Below are 12,992 nucleotides of genomic sequence, written 5' to 3'. Positions count from 1 at the left end.
AATTTATAAAATCAAAGGGGGATTTGTATTCTCCCCCCTTGTAACGAATTCAATTATTCACCAAATTTTTGTTTGATTGTTTCTTTGATCAATGTTACAGCATCGTTAGCAGCTGTTTTAGCATCTTTTTTACCACTTACAGCATCAAAGAGCATAGTTTTAGCTGGATCCCAAACTGCTGACATTTGAGAAATGTTTGGCATTGGTTGAGCGTTCTTGAACTGTTTGATAACAGCTGTTGTCAACTCATCGTTTTTACCTTCAGCGTATGAACGAGCTTCAGTGTTAGCTGGGATTTCGTTAGTTGCATCGTAGAATGATTTTTGTTGTTCAGTTGAAACAAGGAAGTCTACAAATTTTTGTGCAGCTTCAAGGTTCTTAGTGCTTGATGGGATGATCCAAGCTTTACCACCACCGAATGGTGTGTATTCTTTACCATTTGGAAGAGTTGGAATAGTAGCAACACCGTAGTTTACTTTAGCATCTTTGAATGCTTGAGCTTTCCAAGGACCGTCGATGATAGCAGCTGTTTTACCTTCTTGGAATTGAGTTTGGATCAAGTTTGCAGCACCTTCAGTATCTTGCATCCCTTTAGGCCATTTTTCATACCAAGATTTAGCGTAGTTGACACCAGTGATAGAACCGTCGTTTGCAAGACCGATGTCTTTAGCGTCTTTACCGTTTTGTCCGAATACGTAACCACCGTTACCAGCAAGAAGTCCGTATGCGTAGTAGAAGTTTGTCCAGTCAGCTAGGAATGCAGTAGTTTTGCCATCTTCACCAGCGAAAGCGTATTTGCTGTCTTTAGCAAGTTCTTCTAATTCAGCAAAAGTTTTTGGAGCTTCTTTTAGCAAGTCTTTGTTGTAGTACATAACAAGAGACTCAATAACGGCAGGAGCACCGTAAACTTTACCGTCAGCAGCTGTTACAAGAGATTTAGTCTTATCATCTGTTTTTGCACCATCGCTCAAAGTAACTTCTGAAAGTTGTCCGTCAGTACCAAGGCTACCTACGCGGTCGTATGGTGCCATCATAACGTCAGCAGCTTGACCTGATTGGTTGTCAAGAGAAAGTTTGTCAAGTCCACCAAGTTGGTCACCTGATTTGATGTTAACTTTTGTACCTGATTCTTTTTCATAAGCTGCAGCAACTTTTTCAGCGTAGGCTTTGTATTGGTCTTCAACGTAGAAAGTGATTTCTTTTGCTTCAGATGAGCTAGTATCAGCTGCTTTATCAGCAGTTTTGCTTCCGCAAGCTACCAAAAGTAAGCTAGCAAGAGTAGCAGTTCCGAGCACAGCAGCGCTCTTCATGAACTTAGATGACATAGTGTATTCCTCCTAAAGAATAACAAAAATAATTTAATGAGAAAACGCAAACGTTTTCTTTTACGAACTTAGTATAGCACAAATAGAAAACGGTTGCAAGCGTTTTTAGGAAAATTTTTAAAAAAATTTTAAGGTTTCAAACATTTGTTAAAGCCCATATATAGGAAAGAACTTAAAATATTTGTTTTTTTTTGAATTGAAAATATATTAGGAAAACGATTGCGTAAATTCGGCTCGGTTTTTCAGAAAATAGAGCAGATATTGGGAATGAATTATCTTAAATCAGAAAATCTTTAAAATTTTTTCGCTTATTTCATAAAATATCAGTGGCAACAAGTTTTGTTTGATTAAAATAATTCAAAAAAATTTTTTAAAAACGCTTGCATTTGTTTTTGAAATGCGTTATACTTAAATTAACGCAAACGTTTGCGCCTTAATTGCGCAACGTTTTATAACAAACACATGAGGTGCTATTATGAAAAAACGTCAAAGTGGTGTGTTGATGCACATCTCTTCTCTGCCAGGAGCATACGGGATTGGATCATTTGGCCAGACTGCTTATGATTTCGTTGATTTCTTGGTTCGTACGAAGCAACGTTACTGGCAAATCCTCCCTCTTGGGACAACAAGCTATGGAGATTCTCCATACCAATCATTCTCAGCCTTTGCTGGAAATACGCATTTTATCGACCTTGATATCTTGGTAGAGCAAGGCTTGTTGGAAGCTAGCGATCTCGAAGGTGTTGACTTTGGTAGCGATGCATCTGAAGTTGACTATGCGAAGATTTATTATGCACGTCGTCCACTTTTAGAAAAAGCAGTGAAACGCTTCTTGGAAGTGGGGGATGTCAAGGATTTTGAGAAGTTTGCTCAAGACAACCAATCATGGCTTGAACTCTTCGCAGAGTATATGGCTATCAAAGAGCATTTTAACAATCTTGCTTGGACAGAATGGCCAGATGCAGATGCTCGTGCTCGTAAAGCTTCAGCGCTTGAAAGCTACCGTGAGAAATTGGCAGACAAGTTGGTTTACAACCGTGTGACTCAATACTTCTTCTTCCAACAATGGTTGAAATTGAAAGCCTACGCTAACGACAACCACATCGAGATTGTTGGAGATATGCCTATCTATGTTGCGGAAGATTCAAGCGACATGTGGGCAAATCCACATCTATTCAAGACAGATGCAAATGGTAAAGCAACCTGCATCGCAGGATGCCCACCAGATGAGTTTTCTGCTACTGGTCAGCTTTGGGGGAACCCAATCTATGACTGGGAAGCAATGGACAAAGACGGGTATAAATGGTGGATTGAACGCTTGCGCGAAAGCTTCAAAATCTACGATATCGTTCGTATCGACCACTTCCGCGGTTTCGAATCTTACTGGGAAATTCCTGCTGGTTCCGATACAGCAGCACCTGGTAAATGGGTGAAAGGTCCTGGCTACAAACTCTTTGCAGCCGTTAAGGAAGAGCTTGGTGAGCTAAACATCATCGCAGAAGACCTTGGTTTCATGACAGATGAAGTCATCGAGTTGCGTGAACGCACTGGCTTCCCAGGAATGAAGATTCTTCAATTTGCCTTCAACCCAGAAGACGAAAGTATCGATAGCCCACACTTGGCACCTGCCAACTCTGTTATGTACACAGGAACACACGATAACAATACAGTTCTTGGTTGGTACCGTAATGAGATCGACGATCCAACTCGTGAATACATGGCTCGTTACACGAACCGTAAAGAGTACGAAACAGTGCCACACGCAATGCTTCGCACAGTATTTTCATCAGTTAGCTTCATGGCTATTGCAACCATGCAAGATTTGCTAGAGCTAGATGAGGCAGCTCGCATGAACTTCCCATCTACTCTTGGTGGAAACTGGTCATGGCGTATGACAGCAGACCAACTCACACCAGCTGTTGAAGAAACTTTGCTTGACTTGACTACAATTTATCGCCGAATCAATGAAAATTTGGTAGAATTAAAGAAATAAGACAATATCAGGAGACACATAAACATGTTACCATTAAACGAATTTGTACAAAAACGTTACAATAAAACTATTGCAGAATGTAGCAATGAAGAGCTTTACCTTGCTCTTCTCAACTACAGCAAGCTTGCTAGCAGCCAAAAACCAGTCAACACTGGTAAGAAAAAAGTTTACTACATCTCAGCTGAGTTCTTGATCGGTAAACTCTTGTCAAACAACTTAATTAACCTCGGACTTTACGACGATGTGAAAAAAGAACTTGCAGCTGCAGGTAAAGAGTTGATCGAAATCGAAGAAGTAGAATTGGAACCATCACTTGGTAACGGTGGTTTGGGACGTTTGGCAGCCTGCTTTATCGACTCAATCGCTACACTTGGTTTGAATGGTGATGGTGTTGGTTTGAACTACCACTTCGGTCTTTTCCAACAAGTTCTTAAAAACAACCAACAAGAAACAATTCCTAACGCTTGGTTGACAGAACAAAACTGGTTGGTACGCTCAAGCCGTAGCTACCAAGTGCCATTTGCACACTTCACATTGACATCTACTCTTTACGATATCGATGTACCTGGTTACAAAACAGCTACTAAAAACCGCTTGCGTTTGTTTGACTTGGATTCAGTTGATTCTTCTATCATCGAAGATGGTATCAACTTTGACAAGACAGATATCGCTCGCAACTTGACTCTCTTCCTTTACCCAGACGATAGCGACAAGCAAGGTGAATTGCTCCGTATCTTCCAACAATACTTCATGGTTTCAAACGGTGCGCAATTGATCATCGACGAAGCAATCGAAAAAGGAAGCAACTTGCATGACCTTGCGGACTATGCAGTTGTACAAATCAACGATACTCACCCATCAATGGTGATCCCTGAATTGATCCGTCTCTTGACTGCGCGTGGTATCGAGCTTGATGAAGCAATCTCAATCGTACGTAGCATGACTGCCTACACTAACCACACAATCCTTGCTGAAGCCCTTGAAAAATGGCCTCTTGAATTCTTGGAAGAAGTGGTTCCTCACTTGGTACCAATCATCAAAGAATTGGACCGTCGTGTGAAAGCAGAATACAAAGACCCAGCTGTTCAAATCATTGATGAAAACGACCGTGTACACATGGCTCACATGGATATCCACTACGGATACAGTGTTAACGGGGTAGCAGCACTCCACACTGAAATCTTGAAGAATTCAGAGTTGAAAGCTTTCTACGACATCTACCCAGAAAAATTCAACAACAAAACAAACGGTATCACATTCCGTCGTTGGCTCATGCATGCCAACCCAAGACTGTCTCACTACTTGGATGAGATTATTGGAGAGGGTTGGCACCATGAAGCGGATGAGCTTGAAAAACTCTTGTCATACGAAGACAAGGCTGCTGTCAAAGAAAAATTGGAAAGCATCAAAGCTCACAACAAGCGCAAATTGGCTCGTCACTTGAAAGAACACCAAGGTGTGGAAATCAATACAAACTCTATCTTTGATATCCAAATCAAACGTCTCCACGAGTACAAACGCCAACAAATGAACGCTTTGTATGTGATTCACAAATACCTTGACATCAAGGCTGGGAACATCCCTGCTCGTCCAATCACAGTATTCTTTGGTGGTAAAGCAGCTCCTGCCTACACAATCGCCCAAGACATCATCCACTTGATCCTTTGCTTGTCAGAAGTGATTGCAAACGATCCAGCAGTAGCTCCACACTTGCAAGTCGTAATGGTTGAAAACTACAACGTTACTGCAGCAAGCTTCCTTATCCCAGCATGTGACATCTCAGAACAAATCTCACTTGCTTCTAAAGAAGCTTCAGGTACTGGTAACATGAAATTCATGTTGAACGGAGCCTTGACTCTTGGTACTATGGACGGTGCTAACGTGGAAATCGCTGAGTTGGTTGGCGACGAAAACATCTACATCTTTGGTGAAGATTCAGAAACTGTTATCGACCTTTACGCAAAAGCAGCTTACAAATCAAGCGAATTCTATGCTCGTGAAGCTATCAAACCTTTGGTTGACTTCATTGTGAGCGATGCTGTTCTTGCAGTAGGTAAGAAAGAACGCTTGGAACGTCTTTACAACGAATTGATCAAAAAAGACTGGTTCATGACTCTCCTTGACTTGGAAGACTACATCAAAGTCAAAGAGCAAATGCTTGCTGACTACGAAGACCGTGACGCATGGTTGGATAAAGTCATCGTTAACATTTCTAAAGCAGGATTCTTCTCATCTGACCGTACAATCGCTCAGTACAACGAAGATATCTGGCACTTGAACTAATAATTACATAACTTAAACCCGTACCTTGAAGGTGCGGGTTTTGTCTTATCAGAAAGTTTTATTTACAGTGCTTTCCCAACCAAAATCTCTGCCTCAATGGTAATCTCTGTCAGTTGACTCCAGGCAATTTTGGTCTGGTCAACATGAAAGAGAAGGGGGGTCATGCTAAGTAAAGCTTGGCGTTGCTCGGCTGTGATGGGTTTGGTTAGGGAAGCTATTTGGATAGATTGGATGCTGAAGTATTCCTGGAAATGTTCCTTGATATCTTGGTTGGAATAGTCCTTGTTTGTCAGCTGGTCTTGTACCCTTTGACGGATTTCTTTGAGGTGATTTTCAGTCGGGATGACCTTGATCAAGATGCCATCTTTGGATAAAACGCGACGGAATTCCCCATAGTTGGCAGGTGAAAAGATGTCGAGCAGGATATCCATACTGGCGTCTTTTATAGGAAGTCGAGCCAGGTCACCGACAAACCAATTAACTGACCAGTTGAGTTCACTTTTAGCTGCGATTTGGACCGAGTCTTTTGAAATGTCAAAGGCATAGAAGGTTTTATCAGAGTGACTTTCTTGGAGTTTACGAGAGTAGAAACCTTCGCCACAACCGATATCCAAGACTGTTTTTGCGGATGGATTAGTTGTTAGTAAGTCCGAGATACCTTCTAAAATAGCCTGATAAAAACCAGCTTCAAGAATTTGCTGGCGGTTTTGGAAGTTTTCCTTGTCGTAGTTGGCAGATTGCTTGATTTGCGGAGCCAAGTTGACATAGCCGAATTTTGCCAGATCAAAAGAATGGCGGTTGCTACACTTGAGGCTAGACTCTACCAAGGCCAGATTTTCTTGGCAGATAGGGCAGGAAAAGGCAGTCGCAGAAGCAAAACGCTGAAGTTTGGGTTTGAGGTTTGTATTCATAGTTTAAGTGTATCAAAAGAGGCAAATGAAAGCAACTTTAGAAATAAGTAGATGGGAGATTCAGTAGAAATAAAACTAATTCTCCAATTTATAGAATAAAATTGCTTTTATATCTAAATTTCTATATAATAATGATAAGGAGGAAATAAGTATGTTAAAAGAAGTATTAACCGTTGCAAAAGTTGCGAAAAAATCATCACTCTTTTTGGGTGGTGTCGCATTTGGTACCCTTGGTTTGAAAATCTTGGCAAGTAAGGAAGCTAAAAAAGGTTATTCTAAAGCTTTGGCTAAGGCTTACAAGTTGAAAGACGGGCTAGATGCATCTGTTTCTGTTGTGAAACAACATGGAGACGATGTCTTGCAAGATGCCAAATATTTGTACGAGCAAGAGAAAAAAGAAGAGCAATTAGATAGCCTTATAGGAGAATAATATGTCTTTTAAAGTGCTACATAGAGGATACCAACATATCCGACTATCATCTTCTTTTTCACTCACCTTGGATATTCAAGACTATCTTCGTTCCTTGGCGAGAGATGAAAAGGGGATTGAGTCTATCCAGTTTTACATGGATCAACAGCACTTTACTCTACGCATAAAAGAAGGCTTTTCTGTATTAGATAATGCAGAAGCCTTTTTAAAAAGAATTGATAAAGGGAAAGTTTCTGAGTTGATGACTCTTCCCATTCGTAGAGAAGAGAGTGCTTATTCTATTGTTTCAGGTGCAGCGATTAAGCGTGTACTTTTTCGTAGTTTTGTGCCGTATCCTATTCGCTATATATGGACTTGTTATCAGGCTTTGGGTTATATTAGAGAAGCCTATCAAACACTAGCGCGTAAGGAACTAACGATGGAAGTCTTGGACTGTTCGGCGATTTTATTGTCCTTGTTTATGAACCAATCCAAGACAGCTAGCAATATCATGTTTATGCTTGATTTGGGGAATCATTTAGATCAGTGGTCTTTGAAAAAAACTGCAACAGATTTAGAACAAAGCCTTCTTGCAAAAGAGAGCGACGTATTCTTAGTACAGGGCGATACGGTTGTTAGTATCAAGAGTTCCGATGTTCAAATAGGAGATGTCTTGGTCCTATCTCAAGGAAATGAAATTCTGTTTGATGGACAAGTAGTTTCAGGTTTAGGTATGGTCAACGAAAGTTCCTTGACGGGAGAGAGTTTTCCAGTTGAAAAAAGAGAGTCTGATTTGGTTTGTGCAAATACAGTATTAGAAACTGGAGAGTTACGCATTCGTGTAACCGATAATCAGATGAACAGCCGGATTTTACAACTGATTGAGTTAATGAAGAAATCTGAAGAAAACAAGAAAACGAAACAACGCTATTTCATCAAGATGGCGGATAAGGTCGTCAAATATAATTTCTTGGGGGCTGGGCTAACTTACCTATTAACAGGTTCTTTTTCTAAGGCTATTTCTTTCCTATTAGTCGATTTCTCCTGCGCTTTGAAAATCTCTACTCCTGTAGCTTATTTGACAGCTATCAAGGAGGGGTTGAACCGTGAAATGGTGATTAAGGATGGGGATGTTCTGGAGAAATATCTGGAAGTTGATACTTTCTTGTTTGATAAGACGGGAACAATCACAACTAGTTATCCTATAGTTGAAAAGGTGTTACCTTTTGGGGACTATAGTGAGGAAGATATTCTCAGAATCAGTGCCTGTCTTGAGGAACACATTTATCATCCTATTGCTAATGCCATCGTCAAGCAAGCTGAGATAGAGGGAATTGAACATGAGGAAATGCATGGGAAACTCCAATATATTGCAAGCAAGGGGATCAAATCTCATATAGATGGCCAACCAGTTCTTATTGGGAATTATGTCTTGATGCAGGATGAGCAGATTCATATCAGTTCAGAACAAAATGCTTTAATTGAAGAGTACAAGAGTCACTACAATCTCTTATTCTTGGCTTATCAGAATGAATTGATTGGAATGTTCTGCATTCATACTCCTTTGAGAAAAGAAGCAAAAGCAGCCTTGGAGAAACTTAAGGCACAAGGGAAAAAATTGATTCTGGCAACAGGGGACACCTTGGTTAGGACAGAGGAATTAGTCAAAGATTTGCCCTTTGATCAGGTCTATACAGACTTGAAACCTGATGGGAAATTTGAGTTAGTAGAGGAACTGCAGAAAGCAGGTCACACGATTTTGATGGTTGGAGATGGATTGAATGACTCAGCGGCTCTAACCCTATCAGATATCGGTGTGGTGATGAATGAGAGTGCAGATATTTCTAAGCAGATGAGCGATATCTTATTGTTAGATAATCGTTTGGATTTCTTCCAAGAGTTGGATTGGCTATCATCATCTTTGCAAACACTCATCAAGAAGAATATTCAAGATACCGTTGTCGTAAATAGTAGTTTGATTGGCTTTGGCTTGTTTAATTGGCTCAGTCCTTCAAACCTCTCTATCCTACATAATCTAACAACCTTACGCATAGTCCTGCGTAGCCTGTCTATTAAGGGATAGGTGGGGACTATTCACAGCAAAAAGGAGTTACCTTTCTCGAGGGTAACTCCTTTGTTTATAGGTAAATGTTTAACAATTTAGTAAGTCAACACAAAGTATTTCTTCTTCCCGCGGCGGATAACAGTGAGTTCGTTTTCTAACTTATCTGCGTCACTCAAGACATAGTCAAGGTCTTGGATACGGTCGCCGTTGACGTAGATAGCTCCGTTTTGGACGTCTTCACGGGCTTGGCGTTTTGAATTCACCACACCAGATGACACGAGGAGTTCCACGATATTGTGGTTTTCGTCTGCTTTTACTTGGTAGTTTGGCACTCCACGAAGTCCTTGTTTGAGTTCTTTGACAGAAAGGTTTTTGATGTTTCCAGCAAAGAGTTGCTCGGTGATGTTGAGGGCTTCCTTGTAGGCTTCTTCGCCGTGAACAAGAGTCACAACTTCACGAGCCAAGACTTTCTGAGCCAAGCGTTCGTGTGGCGCCACTTCAAATTGTTTTCGGATGTCTTCAATTTCATCCAGTGACAAGAAGGTAAAGATCTTCAAGAAGCGAACAGCGTCAGCATCCATCACGTTCATCCAGAATTGGTACATTTCGTATGGAGAAGTCTTTTCAGGGTTGAGCCAGACTGCGTTCCCTTCTGATTTACCAAATTTCTTACCAGTTGCATCTGTAATGAGTGGCACTGTGATAACGTGACCAGTCTTATCAGCCTTACGACGAAGCAATTCGGTACCAGCTGTCATATTTCCCCACTGGTCAGAACCACCGATTTGCAGGGTAACATTGTGCTCTTGGTTAAGGACGTAGAAGTCATATCCTTGCATGATTTGGTAAGCGAACTCAGTGTAAGAAATCCCTGTCTCGATCCGTTTCTTCACAGACTCCTTGCTCATCATGTAGTTGACAGTGAAGTATTTTCCGATATCACGGAGGAAGTCGATGAAGCTGATGCTGCCAAACCAGTCGTAGTTATTGACCATGACAGCTTTGTTTTCACCATTTTCAAAGTCAAGAAAACGAGAAAGTTGTCCTTGGATAGACTTGACCCAGCCATCTACTGTGTCTTTTGTTTGGAGACTACGCTCAGCATCTTTGAAGGACGGATCTCCGATGAGACCTGTAGCACCGCCAACGAGCGCATAAGGTTTGTGACCTGCTAATTGCAAACGACGACTGGTCAAGATTGCGACAAGGTGGCCTAGGTGAAGGCTGTCAGCAGTTGGATCGTAGCCAGTATAATAAGAAACTTGACCTTCTTCTAGGGCTTTGCGCAAAGCTTCTTCATCAGTCGTTTGAAAAATCAAACCACGCTCTTTTAGCTCATCAAAAATGTGCATGTGTCTTTTCTCCTTTATAAAATATTGTTTCTACCTATTGTATCACAAACTTGATTAATAGCCTAGTAGAATAGGGAAGAAAGTGGCTATTTTATTGAAAGTTTCCCTTTTATGGTATAATAGAGAAAGCGAGGACATTCATGAAAGAAAGAATTAATGAATTAAAAACAAAAATGCTGCATTTTTTCCAGCAGCTAATGCAACGAATTGCAAAATGGAAGAAAAGACTAGCAGAAAAACTGGCTAATAAGAAAACCGGTAAAAAGGGGACCTCTTCTGACAAAGTTGGAAGGGCAGGGTCTATTTTTGCTAAGATTTTAAGTGGGTTTAAAATAGTCTTTAATACTCTCTTTATCTTAGGCTTTATCGGTGGACTGTTTGGCGCTGGTGTGGCTATGGGTTATGGAGTCGCTCTATTTGACAAGGCCCAGGTGCCTCAAGCAGAAGAGTTGGTCAAGCAAGTGAAGGATATTGCCTCCATCTCAGAAATCACTTATTCTGACGGTAGTACCATTGCCTCGATCGAGGGCGATTTATTGCGCACTTCAGTCGCTTCAGATGCTATCTCAGACAACCTTAAGAAAGCCATTGTTGCGACAGAGGACGAGCATTTCAATGAGCACAAGGGAGTTGTGCCTAAGGCCGTTATTCGTGCGACCTTGGGAACCTTTGTCGGTCTAGGCTCGTCTAGTGGTGGTTCGACCTTGACCCAGCAGGTCATCAAGCAGCAAGTGGTGGGGGATGCTCCAACTCTAGCTCGTAAGGCTAAAGAGATTATTGATGCTCTTGCTTTAGAAAGGGCCATGGGTAAGGATGAGATTTTGACAACCTACCTTAACATAGCTCCTTTTGGTCGCAATCATAAAGGTCAAAATATTGCAGGTGCCCAGCAGGCTGCGGAAGGAATCTTTGGGGTCAATGCTTCGGATTTAACGGTCCCTCAAGCTGCCTTTATCGCAGGATTGCCACAGAGTCCAATCAGTTATTCTCCTTATGAATCTGATGGTAGTATGAAGAGTGATGAGGACATGGCTTTGGGAATCAAGCGTGCCAAGGATGTCCTCTACAACATGTACCGAACAGGGGCTCTAAGTCAGGAAGACTACGATAAGTACAAAGATTATGACTTTAAGAAAGATTTCCTACCATCAGGTAGTGTTAGCGGTACTTCGCGTGACTATCTCTACTATGCAACCTTGGCAGAAGCTACTGACCGCATGTACGACTACCTCGTCCAACGAGATAATGTTTCTGCGCAAGAATTAAAGAATGAGTCCATTCAGAAATCCTATCGCGATCTAGCCACTAAGGAAATTGAAAATGGTGGATATAAGATTACGACAACTATCAATAAAAATGTTCATGCTGCGATGCAAAATGCGGTTGCGACCTACGGCTATCTGCTAGATGATTCGACAGGTCAGCCTGAGGTGGGGAATGTCCTCATGGACAACCAAACAGGAGCTATTCTTGGATTTGTTGGTGGTCGTAATTATCAAGAAAATCAGAACAATCACGCTATCGATACCAAGCGTTCTCCAGCTTCAACCACAAAACCTATATTGGCCTATGGTATCGCTATTGACCAAGGTTTGATGGGGAGTGCAAGTATCTTATCAAACTATCCTACCAACTTCTCAAACGGGAATCCCATCTTGTATGTCAATAGTCCTGGTACAGGTATGATGACCTTGGGAGAAGCCCTGAACTATTCATGGAACATTCCAGCCTACTGGACTTATCGTACGCTTCGAGAGAAGGGTGTCGATGTCAAGGGCTATATGGAAAAAATGGGTTATGAAATCCCAGAATATGGCATTGAAAGTTTACCGATGGGTGGAGGAATTGAGGTTACAGTTGCTCAGCATACCAACGGGTATCAAACTCTGGCCAACAATGGAGTTTACCATAAGAAACATATGATCGCGAAGATCGAGTCAACGGATGGCAGATTGGTATACGAGCACAAGGATGAGCCTGTCCAAGTTTATTCAAAAGCGACAGCAACCATCATGCAAAGTCTCCTTCGGGATGTCATTTCATCTCGGATTACTTCAAGTTTCCAGACGGACTTGACGACTATCAATCCATCCCTAGCTCGTGCTGACTGGATTGGAAAAACTGGTACGACCAATGAAGATGAAAATATGTGGCTCATGCTTTCTACACCTCGCTTGACTTTGGGTGGCTGGTTAGGTCACGACGACAACCGACCACTAGCCAAAGGAGCAGGCCACTACCGCAATGCCAACTATATGGCCCACTTGGTCAATGCTATCCAACAAGCTGAACCTGGAATATGGGGGAATGAGCGCTTTAACCTGGATCCAAGTGTGACCAAGTCACAAGTTCTCCGATCTACAGGACAAAAACCAGGCAAGGTTTCTATCAATGGGAAAGAAATAGAAGTTTCTGGATCAACAGTAACGAGCTACTGGGCGACTAAAGAAGGTGCCCCAGTGACCACCTATCGCTTTGCTATTGGAGGAAGCGATGCAGATTATCTGAACGCATGGAAGAATATTCTAGGAAGCATTCCAGCAGTGACTCCTCCAAGCTCAAGTTCAAGCAGTAGCTCTGGAAGTTCAAGTTCGAGTGGCAATACTCAAAGTGGTTCTTCAGGACGTTCACGTTTATTTAATCGTTAAGAAAGA

General features: G+C 41.7%; 8 protein-coding genes. 5 read left to right on the top strand and 3 right to left on the bottom strand.

Features of this window, described 5'->3' with window-relative positions; all coding sequences use genetic code 11:
- Positions 1-53: 53 nt before the first annotated feature.
- Positions 54-1,325: an extracellular solute-binding protein gene (locus AXF18_RS02835; protein WP_065371435.1), complete on the bottom strand. Its 1,272-nt coding sequence runs from the start codon at positions 1,323-1,325 to the stop codon at positions 54-56.
- Positions 1,326-1,800: 475 nt separating this feature from the next.
- Between AXF18_RS02835 and malQ the strand changes: the two genes are divergently transcribed.
- Together malQ and glgP are read left to right on the top strand one after the other, a co-directional pair.
- Positions 1,801-3,318, top strand: a complete 1,518-nt coding sequence (gene malQ / locus AXF18_RS02830; protein ID WP_065371434.1) for a 4-alpha-glucanotransferase — start codon at positions 1,801-1,803, stop codon at positions 3,316-3,318.
- A gap of 24 nt (positions 3,319-3,342) precedes the next feature.
- Positions 3,343-5,601 (top strand): glycogen/starch/alpha-glucan family phosphorylase, encoded by a 2,259-nt coding sequence (gene glgP, locus AXF18_RS02825; protein WP_049549819.1) that lies wholly within the window; start codon positions 3,343-3,345, stop codon positions 5,599-5,601.
- Between the two features lie 62 nt (positions 5,602-5,663).
- On the opposite strand, the gene AXF18_RS02820 is transcribed toward glgP, so the two are convergent.
- A complete protein-coding gene (locus AXF18_RS02820; RefSeq protein ID WP_065371433.1) occupies positions 5,664-6,512 on the bottom strand; it encodes a putative RNA methyltransferase in 849 nt (282 codons plus the stop codon).
- Between the two features lie 151 nt (positions 6,513-6,663).
- On the opposite strand from AXF18_RS02820, the gene AXF18_RS02815 reads away from it, so the two are divergent.
- Together AXF18_RS02815 and AXF18_RS02810 are read left to right on the top strand one after the other, a co-directional pair.
- Positions 6,664-6,942 carry a DUF6110 family protein gene (locus AXF18_RS02815; protein WP_000910910.1) on the top strand — a complete coding sequence of 93 codons (279 nt, stop codon included), beginning with the start codon at positions 6,664-6,666 and terminating at the stop codon, positions 6,940-6,942.
- Between the two features lies 1 nt (position 6,943).
- Positions 6,944-9,004 (top strand): heavy metal translocating P-type ATPase, encoded by a 2,061-nt coding sequence (locus AXF18_RS02810; RefSeq protein WP_000008775.1) that lies wholly within the window; start codon positions 6,944-6,946, stop codon positions 9,002-9,004.
- A gap of 77 nt (positions 9,005-9,081) precedes the next feature.
- Here AXF18_RS02810 and tyrS read toward each other — a convergent pair whose 3' ends face one another.
- On the bottom strand, positions 9,082-10,338 hold the full coding sequence (gene tyrS / locus AXF18_RS02805) for a tyrosine--tRNA ligase (protein WP_065371432.1): 1,257 nt from the start codon (positions 10,336-10,338) through the stop codon (positions 9,082-9,084).
- A 140-nt stretch (positions 10,339-10,478) separates the two neighbouring features.
- On the opposite strand from tyrS, the gene pbp1b reads away from it, so the two are divergent.
- On the top strand, positions 10,479-12,986 hold the full coding sequence (gene pbp1b / locus AXF18_RS02800; protein WP_065371431.1) for a penicillin-binding protein PBP1B: 2,508 nt from the start codon (positions 10,479-10,481) through the stop codon (positions 12,984-12,986).
- Positions 12,987-12,992 lie beyond the last annotated feature (6 nt).

The sequence above is a fragment of the Streptococcus sp. oral taxon 064 genome (genome assembly GCF_001683375.1).
In the GTDB taxonomy this organism is placed as follows: Bacteria; Bacillota; Bacilli; order Lactobacillales; family Streptococcaceae; genus Streptococcus; species Streptococcus oralis_S.
The sequence above is the reverse complement of the archived record's forward strand: the minus strand, read 5'-3'. Positions and strand labels throughout refer to the sequence as shown.

What these genes read in the sequence shown, in the direction of transcription:
- AXF18_RS02835 (WP_065371435.1), bottom strand. Translation starts at nt 1,325, where the DNA reads ATGTCATCTAAGTTCATGAAGAGCGCTGCTGTGCTCGGAACTGCTACT.
- malQ (WP_065371434.1), top strand. Translation starts at nt 1,801, where the DNA reads ATGAAAAAACGTCAAAGTGGTGTGTTGATGCACATCTCTTCTCTGCCA.
- glgP (WP_049549819.1), top strand. Translation starts at nt 3,343, where the DNA reads ATGTTACCATTAAACGAATTTGTACAAAAACGTTACAATAAAACTATT.
- AXF18_RS02820 (WP_065371433.1), bottom strand. Translation starts at nt 6,512, where the DNA reads ATGAATACAAACCTCAAACCCAAACTTCAGCGTTTTGCTTCTGCGACT.
- AXF18_RS02815 (WP_000910910.1), top strand. Translation starts at nt 6,664, where the DNA reads ATGTTAAAAGAAGTATTAACCGTTGCAAAAGTTGCGAAAAAATCATCA.
- AXF18_RS02810 (WP_000008775.1), top strand. Translation starts at nt 6,944, where the DNA reads ATGTCTTTTAAAGTGCTACATAGAGGATACCAACATATCCGACTATCA.
- tyrS (WP_065371432.1), bottom strand. Translation starts at nt 10,338, where the DNA reads ATGCACATTTTTGATGAGCTAAAAGAGCGTGGTTTGATTTTTCAAACG.
- pbp1b (WP_065371431.1), top strand. Translation starts at nt 10,479, where the DNA reads ATGAAAGAAAGAATTAATGAATTAAAAACAAAAATGCTGCATTTTTTC.